Here is a 17,585-nt window from a genome sequence, read left to right as displayed (position 1 = left end):
GATCGCTCAACTCGTCGCGGGCGGCTGCTTGTAGGGGCTGACGGCCTCGGTGGTGGCCGCCATCGCCTCGGTGCTCTGATCGTAGGTGCGCTGGGCGATCGCGATGTAGAGCAGGTCGAGGACGGCCATCTGGGCGTGCCTGCTGAGGATCGAGTTGTGCCCCGGCGCGTCGTTCCGCACGCTGCTGGCCAGCACCAGGTCGACGCGGCGGGCCAGCGGGGACTCGGAGTCGTTGGTCAGCGCCACGGTGACGGCGCCGCGGGACGCCGCCTCGGCGGCCAGGTCGATGACCTCGCGGGTGCGCCCGCTGTGCGAGATGGCCAGCATCACGTCGTGCGGCCCCAGCAGCGCGGCGCCGGTCAGCGCCACCTGGGTGTCGCTCCAGCACCACGCCGGCACCCCGATCCGGAAGATCCGGTGCTGGAACTCGGTGCCCATCCCGGCGCTGCCGCCCATGCCGCACACCTCGACCCGGCGCGCCCGGGCGATCGCGGAGGCGGCCTCCTCCACCGCGGACAGGTCCAGCCGGGACAGCGTCTCACCGACCGAGTGGCGCACGGCCGCCGAGATGGCCTCGGCGACCTGCCCCAGCTCGTCGTTCTCGGAGATCTGCCGGCCCATGTTGGCCTGCCACGTCTCGCTCTCCGAGCGGCCGGTGTCGGCGGCCAGCGCGATCCGCAGGGCGGAGTAGCCGGGCAGGCCGAGCGTGCGGCAGAAGCGCGTGATGCTCCCGGTGGAGACCCGGCAGGCGTCCGCGAGGTCGAGGATGGTCATCCGGGCGACGGCGGCGGGGTCGTCGAGGATCAGCGCGGCCGTGGCGCGCTGGGCCTCCGGCAGGCCGGGCATCAGCTCGCGGATCCGCTCGACGACCCGGTCGTCGGAAAGCTCGGCGGCAGAGCGCATGGGGGGACCCTCTCACTGGGGGGAGCAAACAATTATTCTTCACGGCCTCCCCGATGGGTGTCAACGTTGTGCGCATGCCATTGACGAGTCCGGTGAACAGCGGGCACAGTCCTCCCCGCGAAGAATAATTTTTCTCCGGACACATGTGATCGGGCAGCACCACCCACCTTCCGAACCTGGAGTGCACACCCATGACATCCCACGAGGACCTCCGCCGTCCCCGGCCCGCCGGCCGGTCCCTCGGCAGAGTCACCACCGCGATCGCCACGCTGCTGACGTGCGCGGGGATGACCGCGACCGCTCTCGCCGGTCCCGCCGCCGCGGACGACACCGCCCCCGCGGCCACCACGGCGGCCGCGGCCCCGGCGCTGATCCCCGCCCTGCAGAACTGGGCCCCGGGCAGCGGCTCCCTGCACCTCGGCCCGGACTTCCGGATCGACACCGACGCCACCGGTGAGGCCACCGCCCGCCTCCTGGCCGACAACCTGTACGACGTCCTCGGCCGCCACGTGCCGGTGGTCGGCGGCCCCGCGAAGCCCGGTGACATCGTGCTGCGCACCGACCCGAGCCGCACCGAACTGGGCACCGAGGGCTACCAGTTGACGGTGGGCACGGAGGCGCAGATCACGGGTGCCGGCGCGGCCGGCCTCTTCTACGGCACCCGCACCGTGCTGCAGATGCTCAGCGGTGGCGACCTGCCCGCGGGCACCACCACGGACGTGCCCGCCTCGCGCGAGCGGGCGGTCGGCGTGTGCGCCTGCTACACGTACAACACCGACGCCTGGTTCACCCGCCTGATCAAGGACATGGCGTACCTGAAGCTCAACACCCTGCATGTGGAGCTGAAGGTCAAGAACGACGAGTACCCGGCCGTCAACACCTTCTCGTACTACACCAAGCCCGAGATCCGCCGGATGGTCGCGCTCGCGACGAAGTACCACATCACCGTCATCCCGGAGATCAACTCGCCCGGGCACGTGGACCCCTACGTCGCGCCGTACCCGGACCTGCAGCTGAAGAACACCGCGGGCACGCCCGACCCGACGCGGCTGGACATCACCAACCCCGCCGCCTTCTCGTTCTTCACGCAGCTGATCGACAACGACCTCAGCGTCTTCCCCGGCCCGTACTTCCACATGGGCGCGGACGAGTACATGATCAACTCGGCGTACTCCAACTACCCGCAGCTGCTGGCCTACGCGCGCCAGAAGTTCGGCGCGAACGCCACCCCGCAGGACGCGTACATCGACTTCATCAACCGCGTCGACGCCTACGTGCGCTCCAAGGGCAAGACGCTGCGCATCTGGAACGACGGCCTGACCGGCGCCAACACCGTCGCGCTCAACAAGGACATCATCATCGAGCACTGGCTGCCGGAGAAGCAGACCACCCAGCAGCTCCTGAACGCCGGCTACCAGGTGATGAACGCCACCGACGCCTGGTACTACGTGCGTGGCAGCTACCAGCCCGACGCGCAGCGCCTGTACAACTCCGGCTGGACCCCGCTGACCTTCGCCGACGGCACCGTCACCGACCCGGCCTCGCGCGTCACCGGCGCCGAGTACATGGTCTGGCCCGACAACTACGGCAAGGAGAACGAGAACACCACGCAGCAGCGGATGTTCGTCTCCCTGCGGGCCTTCGCGCAGGGCGCCTGGGGCAGCCCGCGGCCGACCGCCGACTACACCGGCTTCACCGCACTGGCCAACACCCTCGGCCACGCCCCCGGTTGGGGACCGCAGTGGGTGCAGCCGCTGCCCGCCGGCACCTTCCAGGTGCGCAGCACCGGCGGCGCGCTGACCGCCCCGGCCACCGCAGGATCCCCGCTGGCCATCGACCCGAACGCGCCCGCGGACACCAGCACCTGGCAGCTCCAGCCGACCACCGACGGCTACTACCACCTGATCGCCGCAGGCAGCGGCCTGTGCGCCGACGTCAGCCGCGGCCAGACGAACAACATGCGCGTCGTCGAGCAGGCCGGCGCCGCCGCCACCGCCGAGACGTGCGGCACCTCCGAGAGCCAGAAGTGGCAGCTGGAGCCGGTGCCCGGCGGCTACCGCCTCGTCGACGCGATCACCCAGCAGGCGCTCGACGCCACGGACCCGGCCGCGGTCGTGCAGCAGCCCCGGGACGTCGCCGTCCACGACGTCTGGCGGTTCTCCGCCGCGGGAGGCGCCGCGTGATCAGCCGCAGGGACCTCATCGCCACCGGCGCCGCGGCCGCCGCCGCGCTCGCCACCACGGGCCTCGCCGGCACCGCGCGGGCCGCCGACGGCGGCACGCCGTCCGCCGGCACCTTCGGGGACACCGCCGGCACCGCCGCGGCCGGCGGCCGGATCAAGCCCGCGTCGATCCTGCCCGTCGACCCGGGGGACACCCCCGAGCGCATCATCGCCAAGGCCGCGGCCATCGTGCCGCGCCCGCCCCAGGTGACCTGGCAGGAGCGGAAGGTCACCGGGTTCACCCACTTCGGCATGAACACCTTCACCGACCGCGAGTGGGGCTCGGGCTGCGAGGACGAGGCGACGTTCGCGCCGTCCGCGGTCGACATCGACCAGTGGATGCAGGCGTACCGCGCCGCGGGCATGCGGCAGGTCATGCTCACCGCCAAGCACCACGACGGCTTCGTCGTCTACCCGACGCGCTACACCAACCACTCGGTGCTGGCCAGCCCCTGGTGGTACCGCGGCGCACCCGACGCCACGGCCACCGCGGCGCGGGCGCGGGCCGCCGCCGCCCGCGGCGACGACTACGCCGCGTACTGGAAGATCCGCGCCGAGGGCAACGTCAACCCCGACGGCGACATCCTCGGCACCTACCTGCGCGCCGCGCGCAAGGCCGGGCTGAAGGTCGGCGTCTACCTGTCGCCGGCCGACGGCGCGGAACTCCCGCACGCCTGGCACCGCACGTTCGTTGAGCAGATCGTCGCCAAGCACGACGCGGGAAAGTCGCTGAGCACCGAGGAGCAGGCGACCTACGACGACCGCGACCGCAGCCCGTCCGGCATGGGCCGGTACGGCAGCGGCAGCGCCGTCACCGCGCGGACCATCCCCACCCTCGTCGAGGGCGACGACCGCGCGGACGCGGTGGCAGGCGGGGAGCTGCCGGTCTTCCAGGTCACGGCGGACGACTACAACGCCTACTACCTCAACCAGCTCTACGAGCTGTTCACCCAGTACGGCCCGATCGACGAGCTGTGGCTGGACGGCGCCAACCCCTGGACGTCCAGCGGCGTCAGCGAGGCGTACGACTTCACCACGTGGTTCGCGCTGATCAAGGCGCTGTCCCCGGACACGGTGACCTTCGCCGGGCCGCAGGGCACCCGCTGGGTCGGCAACGAGGGCGGCACCGCGCGCCTCACCGAGTGGAGCGTCACCCCCGCGATCGCCGACCCCGCCACAGCCCACGGCGAGGGGCTGCTGCCGCACGGCGCCCAGGTCACCGACATCGGCTCGGACGCGGCGATCACCGCACCCGGCGTGAAGTACCTGCAGTGGTTCGCCGCCGAGGCGGACGTGTCGATCCGGCCCGGCTGGTTCTGGCACGCCCGCGAACGGCCCAAGACCGCCGAGCAGTTGGTGGCCCTGTACGGCACGTCCGTGGGACGCAACGCGGTGCTGCTGCTGAACGTCCCGCCGAACACCTCCGGCCGGGTCGACGACGCCGACGTGACCCAGCTGACCCGGTTCGGCGCGGCCATCGCCGCCACCTACGGGCACAACCAGCTGGCCGGTGCCGTGCCGGCCGCGCTCGCCCGCACCCTGTCCGACGAGCGGCTCGGGTCGTCCTGGTCGCCGCCGGGCGACCAGACCACGGGCGCGGTCGAACTGCGGCTGGCGGACGGGGTGGCGTTCGACCAGATCTGGCTCGGCGAGGACATCCAGCGCGGCCAGCACGTCCAGCAGTTCACCGTCGAGGCCGGCGACGGCACGACGTGGACGACGCTGGCCACCGGCACCACCATCGGGTACTCGCGCATCCTCACCGTCCCCCTCCAGACCGGCGTCCGCGCGCTGCGCGTCACCATCACGCAGTCCCGGGCCACCCCCTACCTGTCCACCCTCGGCCTCTACCGCACCACCCCTCCGCCGCCCGCCTCCTGACGGCGGTGCACCCAGGCAGGGCCCGGACCACCCGGTCCGGGCCCTGCCGCCTGCCGCGGCGCCGGGTAAATCGGTTTGCCCGGCCGGCACCGGTCGGCCAGGGTTCGTGCATGGCGGAGACCACGGACAGCCAAACGACCGGCACGGAGGCCACCGAAGCCGAACTCCCGCGGCTTCTACCGGAGATCGCGGCCTACTACGCGGCCGGCAACGAGGACGCACGGCTGCGCACGGGCGAGGGGCGGCTGGAGTTCTGGCGCACCCAGGACGTGCTGCGCCGGCTGCTGCCCGGGCCGCCCGCCCGGATCCTCGACGTCGGGGGAGGCAGCGGGGTGCACGCGCAGTGGCTGGCGCAGGCCGGACACGCCGTCGAACTCGTCGACCCGGTGCCCTTGCACGTCGAGCAGGCGGGCCGGCTGTCCGGCGTCACCGCCAGGCTGGGCGACGCCAGAGCGCTGGACGCGCCCGACGCGTCCGCCGACGCCGTCCTGCTCCTCGGTCCCCTCTACCACCTGATCGAACGGGCCGACCGGGTCCGCGCGCTCGCCGAGGCGCGCCGCGTCGTCCGCCCGGGCGGCCCGGTGATCGCCGCGACCATCAACCGCTTCGCCGGAATGAACGACACGCTCCGCCGGGCCCTCTACTTCGACCCCGAGCGGCAGCAGGCCGCCGACGCGATACTCCGCGACGGGCTCCAGCACATCCACCACCCCAAGCGCGAGTTCACCACGGCCTACTTCCACCAACCACCCGAAGTGCCGGCGGAGTTCCTGGACGCGGGCCTGGCGCCGTTCGGCCAGTACGGCGTCGAGGGCACCGCCTGGCTCATGGACGGCATCCACACCTGGCTGGACGACCCCGACCAGCGCGAGGCGGTCCTGCACGCCATGCGCCTGGCGGAGTCCGACCCCTCCCTCCTCGGCGTCAGCGGCCACCTGCTGACCGCCGGCCGCCGCCCCCAGGACTCCTGACCCGCAATCCCGCCGTGCCCTCGCCGGGCAGCGCGGCGCCAGTCGGTGAACGGCAATCGGGCGGTCAGCCACCGCCCACCGGCTGCGGTCGACCTGTACGACGCGCCCGGGCAGATCGGCGTGCTTCCCGGCTCGACGGCCGGGACGAGGGCCGAACCCTTTACGGGGAGTGCCGCTGCCGGCTGCCGGCTGCCCGCGTTTGCGTCGCCGATCGGCGGCAAAGCGACGGTAAGGAACGGAAGTTGGGGAGGCAACGTCATGTCCGCAGCAGCGATCCTGAGCGTCGTCGTCGCCGTACTCGTCGTGGCCGCCGCCGTCGTGGCCCTGACCGTGATGCGGGGCGGCACGGGCCTCGGCGGCGTCCGGCTCAAGCACCGGTTCGGGCCGGAGTACGAGCGGGCGCTCGCGCACCACGACGGCGACGAGAAGGCGACCCGGCACGAACTGTCACAACGGGTCAAGCGGTACGCCAGGTTGGAGATCAGGCCGCTCGCGGCCCAGGACGCCGAACGGTTCGAGGCCCGCTGGGCCGCGCTGAAGGCGCAGTTCGTCGACAGCCCCACCGAGGCCGTGGCCGAGGCCGACGGGCTCATCGGCCGGCTCGCCGAGCGACGCGGATTCCCCGGCCAGGAGTCGCCGGAGCACAACGACGCCCTGTCCGTGCACCATCCGCACCAGCTTCACGGCTACCGCCAGGCGCACGCGCTGACCGGCGAGCCCGGGACGGCCGGACCCAAGGCCACCGAGGAGCTGCGCCAGGCGCTCGTCGCGGCCCGCGAGATGTTCGAGGCGCTGCTGGGCGGCCCGCCCGCGCCCGCCGCCGGACCGGCTCCCGAGGAGATCCCCGCGGCCGCGTCCCGGCCCGCGCCGGCCGCCGGCGAGAACGCACACGCCGACGCGCTCGCCCCGGCGACCGCGCACGCCGGAACCGCGGACGAGCCGAAGCCCAAGGCCGCAGCCGGCGGAAAGCTCCGCCGATCGCCCCTCGGCCACCGTCTGGCCGCCCTCACCGGAAGCGCCGCGCGCGAGGACGGGACCGGCAGCGCGCACTGATCCCCGAGGAGCGCGCGGAGCCTGAAGCGGAGCCCGACGCACCTTTGGACGCGAGGAGTTGACCACGGTGAATCTGCACCGACCGAGTGAGTCGCACCTGGCCACCGGGGCCTCCGGAGGCGGCACCCGGCCCGGCACGAGCGGCCCGAAGGACGGTACGCCGTCGAAGGCAAGCCCGTCGCCCGAAACGGGCGGCGCCCCGGCCACCGCCGCACCCGCACCCGCCCCCGAAACCGCGCCGCGCCCGAGCCGGACGCCACCGCGCCCGCCGTCGCCGCCGGAACCGCCGGCCGGCCCCGGGCAGGCCGCACCCGCACCCGCACCCGCACCCGCGCCCTCCGCCCCTCCGGCGACGCACGACGGCGCCCCGGCCCGCCACCACTCCGCGCCGGCGCCGGGCCGGACCCCGGCCGTCGACGGGGAGCGGCTCGGCCGCCGGATGGACCGCGCGGTCAGCGGCTTCGTGGACGACCCGCGGCGCGCCGTGCGGGACGCGGACGCGGTCCTCGACGACGCAGCCGCGCTCGTCGAGCAGCGCCGCGAGGAGCTGCGGCAGTGCTGGGACGGGGAGGGCGACGGGACGGCCGACACCGAGGAACTGCGCCTGGCGCTGGCCCGCTACCGCGACCTGACCCGCGGCCTCATCGCCCTGACCGCCGCCTCCTGACAGCCCGCGCACCGCACCGCACCGCACCGCACCGCCGCGTCGTGTCGCATCACGCCACCGGCGCCTGCTTCGGCCGCGGCGCGATCACGGACCCCACCAGGAGCCCGGTGGCGATGGCGGTGACGATCGTGATCATCTTGGTGAGGTCGTGGAAGCCCTGGATGGGGTAACCGCCGGCGAGGGCCGTCAGGCCGCGCAGGCCGAGGGAGCCGACGGTGAGGGTGAAGAAGCCGGGCAGCAGCAGCACGATCCGCGGCGGCAGCGACGGGCGCCTGCCGAGCCAGGTCGCGGCGGCGCCGAGGGCCACGGCCGCGGCGAACGTGCCGCCGACCTCCCCGATGAGTTTGGTGGCCGCGGTCTGCACGCCGACCGTGAGGTAGACCAGCAGCAGCAGGCGGCCCAGCAGCCGGAGCGGGATGGCGAACGCCAGGACGGTGCCGACGGTGAAGACGATCCACGCCAGGAACAGCGCCCAGCGCGGCAGGTCGGAAGTGGCGGCCACGTCGAACAGGTCATGGCGCGAGCGCCCGGTGACGACGAGGCCCAGCAGGATGCCCAGGTACAGCTGGACGAGCAGGAACACCGCGTACACCAGGCGGATCGCTCCGGTCGTCAGGAAGCCGGCGGCCAGTTCCCCGGTGGCGGCGCTGAGGTAGTCACCGGGCACGAAGTAGAACAGGGCGGGCAGCATCAGCAGCACCGGCCCGCCGTGCGCGTGGGTGCGGGCGAACACCTCCAGCGTGACGAGGGAGACGACGGTCGCGGCGACGAGCGGCAGCACCGGCGCCAGCCGTCCCACCCGTTCGGCGAGAATCGCCAGCGCGGCGGTGACCGTCCCGAGGACCGCGGTGGCCCCGACCTCGTACCAGGTGCTCTGCATCAGCGGCGCGAAGCCGAGGGCGAACAGCACGATGCCCAGCAGCCGCAGCCACCACGGATAGGGCTGCCGGGCGGTGGTGATCGCCGCCAGGCGCCGCCGTGCCTCGGCGGCGCCGACGCGGCCCTCGGACATCTCCGCGAGCAGCGGCTTGAGCGCGATCACCTGGTCCATCCGGAACGCCTCGGGGAAGCCCCGGACGCTGATGGTGCTCAGCTCGCCGTGGGAGGCGGCCGTCACGGTGGCACCGTCGGGCACCACCACCAGGTTCGCCCGCACCCCGAGGCCCCCGGCCGCCGCGATCACCGACCGGTGGACCTCCTCGGCGCCCTCACCGCTGGTGTCGAGCAGCAGCCGGGTCAACTCGCCAAGGAGGGCCACCTCCTGCCGGTGCGCCTCCCGTTCCGTGTCCACGCCCGTCTCCGCCCGATCTCATCGCTTCGCGCGCGCGAAGGACCTCAGGACCCCAGCCTCGACCTGGACTGCCCGCGCCGTGGGGCGTGCGGGTGCGGTCGAACCGGAGTCGTCGGGTGATCCGGTCGCCGCGGCCACCGACGGCCCTCGGTCCCGCTCCAACTTTGCGGGGTCATGCCGCGCAGCACTACTCGCGGCGATCCGTCAGTACATCGAGGATTCCGAGGGGGACTCATGGCGCCTCCGCGCGTGTGACATCGAGGCACGGCCGGGCCCCGTCGTGTCAGCATCGGCCGGCGAGGGAAGGGTCGCACGCCGGGGCACCCGAACGGGGGCGCTCCGACCGGGGCGCCCGTGACCGTGCTGCCCGGACGCGGGACGTCGAGCCGAGCGTGCGGGCCTGCGGAATTCCGTTGCCGCCGGACGGCCCGGGCCTCAGACTGTGCCGGTGCTGATCCGACGTGAAGTCCGTGCCGACGTCCCCGCCGTCCGCGCGATCACCGCTGCCGCCTTCGCCGAGCCCGACGGTCCCGAACCGGTCGAAGCTGCCTTGCTGGACAACCTGCGCGCCTGCGACGCGTGGCTTCCGGAGCTGTCGCTCGTCGCGGTCGGCGCAGCGGGGGAGGTGACCGGGCACGTGGTCTGCACCCGGGCGCGGATCGGCGGCGCCCCGGTCCTGGGGCTCGGCCCGATCAGCGTGCACCCGGACCACCAGGGGCACGGCGCCGGATCTGCGCTGGTGCACGCCGTCCTCGGCGCGGCCGACGCGCTCGGCGAGCCCCTCGTCGGTCTGCTCGGCTCGCCTGCCTACTACGGCCGTTTCGGCTTCCGTAGCGGCACGGAGGCAGGGGTCCTCCCGCCGGATCCCGGCTGGGGCGACTACTTCCAGGTTCGCGCGCTGACCGCCTACCGGCCGAGCCTTCGGGGCACCTTCGTCTACGCGGAGCCGTTCGACGACGTGTGACGGGCGGTGAGCCGAAGGGTGCGGCGGCGCGGTGCCGCCCGCCCCGCCCGGGGGTCAGGCCCCGGCGAGGGAGCGGCGCCAGCGCTCGAAGCGCGCGTAGCGGTTGAGCACGTCACGCAGGTGGCTGTCGGGAGCGGCGAACAGCGACCGGACGATGCTCGCTGGGTCCACCAGCGGAGTCGGGTTCTCGTCGATCTCGTCGAGCTCCTCCAGCGCGTCCTGCTCGTGGCCTTCCAGGGTGGCGCGGGGCACGGTGAGCAGCGGCTGGCCGCCGGCCGCCCCGCCCGGCGGGGGAGGGGCCTGGCGATCGCACCGCCAGGCGGCACCGCAGTGGTTTTTCTGCAAGGCGCCGAAGAAGAACGTCAGCAAGGCCCAGTTCACGGCGCAGCACAAGAACTTGCCGCGCACCGCGAAGACGGCGACCCGCACCATGGCCGACGACGCGGACAACCGCGCGCTGCTGCTGCTCGGCGGCGGGGGCCGTCCGCACGCCGGGCCGACTCCGAGCCACCCGGTGAGCCCGCCGTCCAACGGATCGGGCAAGGGCCGCCCCGGCGCTGACCTGGCGCCGGTGCGGCCTTGATGTGGTGGCGGCGCCAGGCCGCGAGCGGCCGGCGCGGATGACGCTCCGGCAGCGCGGCCCTCCGGGGGTCTCCGGATGCCACGCTGCCGGTACGGGGGGCCTCCCGCGGGCGAGGGAGGCCCCCTGTTTCGTGCTTCGGCGGGCGGTTCAGGCGGCGTTGAGGGCGGTGTCGTCGATGACGAAGTCCGTGGTGCCGCCGTTGCCGTCGGTCTCGGTGCCGGTGAACTTCAGGGTGACGGTCTGGCCGGCGTAGGCGCTCAGGTCGTGGCTGTGCTGCACGTAGCCGGTGGCGTGGTCGAGGTTGGAGTAGGTGTGCAGCGTGGCCAGCACGCTGCCCGTGCTGCTCAGCACCTGGACCTTGAGGGTGTCCGGGGTCGCGGTCGTGGTGTTCTCCGTGGTGTCCACGTGCAGCCAGTAGCTGAGCGACGCGGTGCAGCCGGCCGGGAGGGTGACGCTCTGCGCGACGGTGTCGGTGTCGGCCGTGCTGTTGCCGTTCAGCCACGCCTCCCAGCCGCCGGAGTGCGCGGGTTCGTCCGAGCTGGAGGCGGTCACGGGGGCGAAGCCCAGCGAGGACGACTGCGTCCAGGGCGCGGGGTTGCTGCCGTTCTCGAACCCGGGGTCGCCGAGGAGCTGGCCCGCGGTGCAGCCGGTGCCGCCGCCGGAGGTGACGGTCAGCGTGTAGGCGGCGGTGTGGCTGCCGGACGCCCCGGTCGCGGTCACGGTGACGGGGTAGCTGCCGGCGGCGGTGCCGGTGCCGGCGGTGACGGTCATCGTCGAGGACGCCCCCGCGGTGACGGACGCCGGGCTGAACGAGGCCGTCGCGCCCGAGGGCAGCCCGCTCGCGGACAGGCTGACGCTCTGCGCGTTCCCCGAGGTGACCGAGGTGCTCACCGTGGCCGACACCGAGGAGCCCGCCGCCGCCGTGCCCGCGGACGGGGACACGCCCACCGAGAAGTCGTCGGCGGGGGCGCCGGCCGCGGCCGGGTTCCAGTAGTCGCCGGCCATGACGACGTAGACGAGCGTCTTGATGCTCTCGCCGTAGTAGCCGTCACCGAACGGGTTGGTCGCGAGCTGCTTCCAGATCGCGTCGGTCCACGCCTGGTCGCCCGCCGCCATGGCCGCGGGCCCGACCGAGTCGCCGGCCTCCTCGGCCTGGTCACCGGTGGAGTACGGCGTGCAGTTCAGCTTGGTGTGCGGATAGACGTTCTGCGGGTTGCCGCCGGCCTCGGCCTTCAGGCACGCGGACTCCTTGGTGGCCAGGGCGTACGCGGTGGCCGCCGTGGTCGTCCCGTTCAGCAGCGCGTCGGTGCCCATGTGCCACGGCACGCGGATGGAGTTGTAGCCGACGATGTTGTCGGGCTGGCTCTCCTGGTAGTTCGCGGGCGCGGGCTTGGGGCTGCTGGTGTTCGCGCCCACCACGAAGTCCGAGAGCAGGCCGGTGCCCGCCGAATAGGCCGCGCTGAACGCGCTGTCGACCGCCTCGGTGCGCTGGACGACCTTGTTCCAGTCGTGTGCGGTGTCGTAGGCGGCGAACGCGCGCAGGTGGTCGAGCATGTGGTCGGACGGCCGGGTGTCGGTGGAGGGTCCGTCGTCCTCGCACTTCAGGTGGCCGTCGGAGGCGACGTCGTGGGCGTAGATGTTCGCCAGCCACGCCTTGGCGTCGGCGGTGTAGCCGCCCCACTGCTTGTCGGCGAGGACGAGCCCGTAGCCGATGTCGAGGTCGCCGTCGGTCGCCGAGTCGGGGGTGCCGCTGTCGGTGTAGTTGCACGTCTTGCCGTCGAGCTGCCACTGCATCAGGCCGTCGGCGTCCTTGTGGTCCTTCACCAGCTGCCACAGGCCGTTGAACTCCGTCTGCGCGTTGGCGTCGTAACCGGCCATCAGCGGCACGATGTTCATGCCGTAGCCCTGGCCCTCGGAGACGGGTCCGTTGTTGGGCGCGTCGCCGTCGCCCTTGGTCGACACGTAGTACTCGTTCGAGGCGCAGCCGTGGACCAGGTAGGTCGCCTTCCACGCGTCGTACTGCTTCTCGACCGCGGCGTCCCGGGCGGACTGGGACGCCGACGGCAGCACGCCGACCTTGTAGGTTGTGTGGATGGGGAACGGGTGGGCGGCGGTGGCCGCCTGGGCGGGGACCGCGGCCAGCGCGGTCAGGGGCAGGGCGAGCAGGGCGGAGACGGCGGCCGAGGCGAGCAGCCGCGTTCGTCGCGCAGGAGAACGCATCCGGGCTCCCAGCAGTGAGTCGGCGGGTGGGGGTGCGGGCCTCCGCCGGGGAGGCACGACCGTTAGTAAAGCTTCCTAACTCGGCCCACAGAGTTCTCCGCGTCGGCGCTCCGGTCAAGAGGCCCGGCAGAAACGGCTGATGATGGTCGTCGTGGCCGAAGCGCGCAGCCGGCCGGGCCGATGCGCGGGACCGGAACGTGAGCCTCCCACGCCCGCGGCGTGGAGCGGCCGTGGAGCGCCGGGCGGAGCGGTGTGTTCCGCCGCTGCGCGTCGATACGCTTCACCGTCATGTGTACAGCAGCCCACGGATCCCTTCCCGTCTCTGCCCTCACCCCCCTACTGGCCGCCGCCCTGGTCGCCGCCACGAGCGGGTGCTCGTCGAACTCCGGCGGCGGCTCGGGCACGCTCGGCGCGTTGCGGCACATGGGAGCCGCGGAGACCTCCCGGACGACGGTGGCCTACGTCGACTCCCAGCGCGCCAGGGAGCTCAGCAAGCGCGACGCGAAGCGCTTCTCCCGTGTCGGGCAGCCGGGAAGCGCCCTGCTGAACCAGTACGCTGCCGGACCCTGGGGTGCGAGCCTGAACGCCGCCCAGATCGACGTCGCGGTCGACACCAACGTGGCCGGCCACTGGGAAGGCCACTTCGACGCGGACGCGATCATCGCCTCGCTGAAGAAGGGCGGCTTCACCTCGACCCAGCAGAACGGCAAACAGGTGTGGAAGCCCTCCCACGGCTCCGGCCCGGCGCTCGTGGTCTGGGCGAAGGAGATCACCTACAGCGCGACCGCGGGCTCCTTCTCGGCCGCCGACCCCAGCCTGGGCGCCTCGCTCGCCGACCGGCCGGACTACAAGCAGGCCGCCGGCTGCCTCGGCGACGTCTACCGCGCCGACTTCAACACCCCCGACAGCAACGCCGCCGTGCGGCTGTCCGTACTCGGCCAGCAGGCCGACTCCTCGGCGAAGAACACCGAGGTGCTGTGCGCGGTGGTCAAGGACCAGGCGACCGCCGACCGCCTCGCCGCCAAGCTGCGCGCGGTCGTGACCAGCAAGGCACCGAAGTACGACGGCACCAAGGTCACCGTGGGCAAGGGCGACCACCCCGTGGTCCGGGCGTCCGTGCCCGACAGCTCCTCCCAGCAGGCCGGCCGCCTGCTCGTTTCCGATGTCGACCTGTTCATGGCCGTCGGGGCCGTGTGACCCGGCCCGGCACCCCCGCGGACCCGTACAGCCGGGCCGCAGGCGCGGTGCTCGGCTCGGCGGTCGGCGACGCACTGGGCGCCCCTTTCGAGTTCGGCCCGGCCGGAGCGTGCACCACCCGCTTTCCGGTACCCGGGGCCGGCGGCGAGATGTGCGGGGGAGGAGGCTGGGACCCCGGCGAGGCCACCGACGACACCCAGATGGCCGTCCTCGTCGGTGAATCCCTGCTCGAACGCGGCGGGTTGGACCTCCCCGACATCTTCGCCCGGTTCCGCCGCTGGGCGGCGGCCGACCCGAAGGACATCGGCCTGCAGACCGAGGACGTCCTCACCGGCGGGCTGCCCTGGGACCGTGCCGCGGACGCCCACTTCGCCACCAACATGCGGGCCGCGGGGAACGGTTCGCTGATGCGCGCCGCCACCTCGGCCGTGTACTTCGCCGGTGCCGGCCGGCAGCCCACCATGGACGCGGCCCGCCGGATCGCCGCCCTCACCCACGGCGACCGCGCGGCATGGGAGGGGACCGCCGTCCTCCACGAGTTGGTGCGGCGGGCCGTGCTCGGCGACGACCCGCTCGACGCGCTGCCCGGCATCCTCGACCACGTGCACCCCGAACACCGCGCGCGGTACGTGGCCGTCCTGGCGGAGGACTGGACGCCGGACCAGGCGACGGAGTTCAACGGCGCGGTGTGGCCGTGCCTCGGGTCGGCCGTCTGGGCGCTGCGCACCACCGGAGGGTACGAGGAAGCGGTACGGGCCGCCGTCGGCCTCGGGGGTGACACCGACACGGTGGCGGCCGTCACTGGCGGGCTCGCCGGCGCCCGTTACGGAGCGGACGCGATCCCGGAACGCTGGGCCGCCGCCGTCCACGTGCCGATGCCGGGCTCCGGCGGGCGCGAGCCGCGCCGCACCGAACTGGTCGCGCTGGCGCACCGGCTCGCCGCCGAGGGTCCGTCCGGGCCCGCAGGCCCCTGATCCCGCGGCTCGCGGCTCGCGGCTCGCGGCTCGCGGCTCGCGGCGGGACCCTAGCGAACCGCGGCCAGTGCCACTGGAAAATGCCAGAACTCCCCTCGATTGATGGAACGTTGGGTAGCGTCTCCGTCACTCGAGCGGCCAAGCGCGGCTCAACCGGGCGTGTCCGCAAGGGGGTTGTGTGTCCGGCATCGACGAATGCCTGCTGGAGGCGATGAGGCTGCCCGGCGCCCGGGGCGCGGCCCTGGTCGAATGGGTGAGCGGCCTCGCCCTCGGTGTCGTCGGGGAAGCGCCGGGCGACGACCACGAGGCGATGGCCGCCGAGGCCGCCGAGTTCGCCCGCACCGCCGCCGAACTCCCGGTGTTCAGCGGCCCGCAGGAGCCGGCAGGCCCCGGAACCGGCACACCGGACGATGACGGGCGGGCGCCCGTCGAGGACGTCATCGTCGTCGCCCGCGGCGGCTACCACCTGCTGCGCTTCCTCGAAGCCCCCTACGAGGGCGGCGTGTTCCTGCACCTGTGGCTCGACCGCGACCAGGCCAACCTCGCCCTGTCCCTGATGCGCATGCGCGACCTCTCCGAACGGCTGGTCCTCGATTGAGCGCACAGGTCCCGCCGATGCTGGTCCGCCTTGCCGAACGCCGCGCCACCGGCGCCCTGCTGCGGGACACTGGCGCCCTCTACCTCGCCGACGGCGTCGTCGTCCACGCGGAGTCGCCGGCCGCACCCGGTATCGACGTCCTGCTCACCGCGGACGGCCGGCTGCCGCAGGAGCAGTGGCGCGAGGCGATGGACGCGGCGGGACCGGGCTGCCGGATCGCCGGCTACCTGGTCGACCACGGACGCCTGTCCGGCGGCGAGTTGGAGATCCGGCACCTGAGCGCGCTGTACGACGCCGCCTACTTCGTCCTGGCCCCCGACGGCGGGCCCTCCCGGTTCCGGCACGGCGCCGTGCACTGGTTCGGCCGGGTACGTCCGGTCGGTGTCGCCGACATCGAACGGGAGACCCGGCGCCGCCGCCACTACCTCTCCGGGCTGTGGCCGCACTCCCACCTGGACGCCGCCCCGCCGGTCCGCCGGCGCGGAGCCCGGCTCCCCCCGGTCACCCGGCGCCAGAAGGACGTCCTCGACCTCGCCGACGGCCGGCACACGCCGGCCCGGATCGCCACCCTGCTGGGCCGTCCCGCCTTCCACACGCTCGTCGACATCCGCCGACTGGCCGCCGCCGGGCACCTCGAGACCCGCGTCCCCGCACCCGTCAGGACCGCGACCGGCTCGGCCGGGGGCACCCCGGCGACCGGCGCGGCAGCCGATCCGGCCGCCGCCGGGACCACCGGACCGCCCACTCCCGACCGCACCCCGTTCACGGTGCCGGACATCGCCGACGGCCCCGACGTGGCCGTCCTGCGCCGGCTCCGCGACGCATTGGAGGAGCACCTGTGAATCCGCCCCCCGCCGCCCCCGCGGCACGGTCCGCGCCGTGAGGAGGCGGGGACTGAGACAACGCGCCGAGAGGAGGAAACTGATGGCGCACGAGGCCGAGGTTCGCGAGGAGTTGGCCCGCCTGCGCATCCGCACCGCCGACGTGACGGCGGCCGTGGCGGCCAGCGTCGACGGCCTGGTCCTGGCCGCGGATCCGCCCGTCGCCGACGCCGAGGGCATCGCCGCGCTCACCGCCGCGGCACTGGGCGTCGGACTGCGGCTCGCCGACAGCACCGGACGCGGCGCGTTCCGCGAACTGCTCGTCCACGGCGAGAGCGGATACGTCGCCACCTACGCCGCGGGCCCCACCTGCGTGCTCACCGTGCTGGCCGGACCCCGCGTCAACGTCGGCCGCCTGCACATGGAGGCGCGCCGGGCCGGCGCCCGCGTCGCCGAACTGCTCGACGGCGCCGCCGTACGACAGGAGGACAGCTGACGCCATGACCACCCCCCGCTCGCCGAGGGCGCGCGGCACCGCCGCGCACGCGCGATCCCCCCACACCGCGCACGACACCGAACGAACCGAACCGCCGGGCACCCCGGCACCCGTACAGCAAGGGAGCAAGCGCACCATGGCCAACACCGAAACCGCCCTCAAGGACACGATGACCTCGATCGAGGGCGTCATCGGCGTCGCCCTCGTCGACTACACCAGCGGTATGGCGCTGGGCACGCTCGGCGGCGGCAAGGAACTCGACCTGAACGTCGCCGCGGCGGGCAACACCGACGTCGTCCGCGCCAAGGTCCGCACGATGGAACTGCTGGGTCTGAAGGACGAGATCGAGGACATCCTCATCACCCTGGGCAACCAGTACCACATGATCCGCCTGCTCAAGGGCCGCGGAAAGAACGGCCTGTTCCTCTACGTGGCCCTCGACAAGGGCCGCGCGAACCTCGCGATGGCCCGCCACCAGTTGCGCGGCATCGAGGCCGACCTCGAGATCTGACCTTCGGCCGCCGACCCGCAGTCGGCCCCCGGCCGCGCCGGTCTCCCGCTGCTCTTGCGGCTGGGGGCCGGCGCGCGCGCGTTCGGGCCGGGGTGCGGGCGTGGGCCGTTCGCCGTGCATGGCTTTAGGTGTGGGTGTAGTGGGTGTAGTGGGTGAGGTGGGTGAGTTTGTTGGGGTTGGCGTTGATGTAGATGTTGTTGATGTGGTGGGTGGGGGTGAGGTCGAGGGTGATGG

The 17,585-nt window shown here is 73.5% G+C and carries 17 protein-coding genes; 13 read left to right on the top strand and 4 right to left on the bottom strand.

What is annotated here, in order from left to right; genetic code table 11:
* Nucleotides 1–6: 6 nt before the first annotated feature.
* The gene (locus ACH4TG_RS39380) at nt 7–903 is read right to left on the bottom strand and encodes a MurR/RpiR family transcriptional regulator (RefSeq protein ID WP_398247863.1); all 897 of its coding nucleotides are present in this window, start codon (nt 901–903) and stop codon (nt 7–9) included.
* Between the two features lie 191 nt (nt 904–1,094).
* Between ACH4TG_RS39380 and ACH4TG_RS39375 the strand changes: the two genes are divergently transcribed.
* From ACH4TG_RS39375 to ACH4TG_RS39355, 5 genes are all read left to right on the top strand, one after another.
* Nucleotides 1,095–3,086: a family 20 glycosylhydrolase gene (locus tag ACH4TG_RS39375; protein ID WP_398247862.1), complete on the top strand. Its 1,992-nt coding sequence runs from the start codon at nt 1,095–1,097 to the stop codon at nt 3,084–3,086.
* The gene (locus ACH4TG_RS39370) at nt 3,083–5,005 is read left to right on the top strand and encodes an alpha-L-fucosidase (protein WP_398247860.1); all 1,923 of its coding nucleotides are present in this window, start codon (nt 3,083–3,085) and stop codon (nt 5,003–5,005) included. Before ACH4TG_RS39375 ends, ACH4TG_RS39370 begins: the two co-directional genes overlap by 4 nt.
* Before the next feature lie 110 nt (nt 5,006–5,115).
* Nucleotides 5,116–5,976, top strand: a complete 861-nt coding sequence (locus ACH4TG_RS39365) for a class I SAM-dependent methyltransferase (RefSeq protein ID WP_398247858.1) — start codon at nt 5,116–5,118, stop codon at nt 5,974–5,976.
* 258 nt (nt 5,977–6,234) lie between these two features.
* A complete protein-coding gene (locus ACH4TG_RS39360; RefSeq protein ID WP_398247856.1) occupies nt 6,235–7,029 on the top strand; it encodes a hypothetical protein in 795 nt (264 codons plus the stop codon).
* A 67-nt stretch (nt 7,030–7,096) separates the two neighbouring features.
* Nucleotides 7,097–7,696 (top strand): hypothetical protein, encoded by a 600-nt coding sequence (locus ACH4TG_RS39355; protein WP_398247855.1) that lies wholly within the window; start codon nt 7,097–7,099, stop codon nt 7,694–7,696.
* Nucleotides 7,697–7,745: 49 nt separating this feature from the next.
* Here the strand turns inward: ACH4TG_RS39355 and ACH4TG_RS39350 are convergent, their stop codons facing one another.
* Nucleotides 7,746–8,987 carry a threonine/serine exporter family protein gene (locus tag ACH4TG_RS39350; RefSeq protein WP_398247853.1) on the bottom strand — a complete coding sequence of 414 codons (1,242 nt, stop codon included), beginning with the start codon at nt 8,985–8,987 and terminating at the stop codon, nt 7,746–7,748.
* A gap of 448 nt (nt 8,988–9,435) precedes the next feature.
* On the opposite strand from ACH4TG_RS39350, the gene ACH4TG_RS39345 reads away from it, so the two are divergent.
* Complete coding sequence (locus ACH4TG_RS39345; protein ID WP_398247852.1) at nt 9,436–9,951, top strand: GNAT family N-acetyltransferase; 516 nt, start codon at nt 9,436–9,438, stop codon at nt 9,949–9,951.
* 54 nt (nt 9,952–10,005) lie between these two features.
* Here the strand turns inward: ACH4TG_RS39345 and ACH4TG_RS39340 are convergent, their stop codons facing one another.
* The gene (locus ACH4TG_RS39340; protein ID WP_398247850.1) at nt 10,006–10,332 is read right to left on the bottom strand and encodes a hypothetical protein; all 327 of its coding nucleotides are present in this window, start codon (nt 10,330–10,332) and stop codon (nt 10,006–10,008) included.
* 16 nt (nt 10,333–10,348) lie between these two features.
* Here ACH4TG_RS39340 and ACH4TG_RS39335 point away from each other — a divergent pair, with 16 nt between their 5' ends.
* Nucleotides 10,349–10,534: a hypothetical protein gene (locus ACH4TG_RS39335; RefSeq protein ID WP_398247849.1), complete on the top strand. Its 186-nt coding sequence runs from the start codon at nt 10,349–10,351 to the stop codon at nt 10,532–10,534.
* A 147-nt stretch (nt 10,535–10,681) separates the two neighbouring features.
* Here ACH4TG_RS39335 and ACH4TG_RS39330 read toward each other — a convergent pair whose 3' ends face one another.
* Nucleotides 10,682–12,754 carry a glycosyl hydrolase family 8 gene (locus ACH4TG_RS39330; protein ID WP_398247847.1) on the bottom strand — a complete coding sequence of 691 codons (2,073 nt, stop codon included), beginning with the start codon at nt 12,752–12,754 and terminating at the stop codon, nt 10,682–10,684.
* 288 nt (nt 12,755–13,042) lie between these two features.
* On the opposite strand from ACH4TG_RS39330, the gene ACH4TG_RS39325 reads away from it, so the two are divergent.
* The 6 genes from ACH4TG_RS39325 (at nt 13,043) to ACH4TG_RS39300 (ending at nt 17,351) form a co-directional block, all read left to right on the top strand.
* Entirely contained in the window at nt 13,043–13,951 is a 909-nt protein-coding gene (locus tag ACH4TG_RS39325; RefSeq protein ID WP_398247845.1) for a hypothetical protein, read from the top strand.
* Nucleotides 13,948–14,925 (top strand): ADP-ribosylglycohydrolase family protein, encoded by a 978-nt coding sequence (locus ACH4TG_RS39320; RefSeq protein ID WP_398247843.1) that lies wholly within the window; start codon nt 13,948–13,950, stop codon nt 14,923–14,925. The genes ACH4TG_RS39325 and ACH4TG_RS39320 overlap by 4 nt, the downstream gene beginning before the upstream one ends.
* A gap of 178 nt (nt 14,926–15,103) precedes the next feature.
* Complete coding sequence (locus ACH4TG_RS39315; protein WP_398247841.1) at nt 15,104–15,523, top strand: hypothetical protein; 420 nt, start codon at nt 15,104–15,106, stop codon at nt 15,521–15,523.
* A 17-nt stretch (nt 15,524–15,540) separates the two neighbouring features.
* Nucleotides 15,541–16,365, top strand: coding sequence for a transcriptional regulator (locus ACH4TG_RS39310; RefSeq protein ID WP_398247839.1), 825 nt, complete (start codon nt 15,541–15,543; stop codon nt 16,363–16,365).
* A gap of 82 nt (nt 16,366–16,447) precedes the next feature.
* Nucleotides 16,448–16,840 carry a roadblock/LC7 domain-containing protein gene (locus tag ACH4TG_RS39305; protein ID WP_398247837.1) on the top strand — a complete coding sequence of 131 codons (393 nt, stop codon included), beginning with the start codon at nt 16,448–16,450 and terminating at the stop codon, nt 16,838–16,840.
* Between the two features lie 136 nt (nt 16,841–16,976).
* On the top strand, nt 16,977–17,351 hold the full coding sequence (locus ACH4TG_RS39300) for a hypothetical protein (protein ID WP_398247835.1): 375 nt from the start codon (nt 16,977–16,979) through the stop codon (nt 17,349–17,351).
* Nucleotides 17,352–17,585: the final 234 nt, after the last annotated feature.

The organism is Streptomyces sp. NPDC020917, from assembly GCF_044333795.1.
In the GTDB taxonomy this organism is placed as follows: domain Bacteria; phylum Actinomycetota; class Actinomycetes; order Streptomycetales; family Streptomycetaceae; genus Actinacidiphila.
The sequence above is the reverse complement of the archived record's forward strand: the minus strand, read 5'-3'. Positions and strand labels throughout refer to the sequence as shown.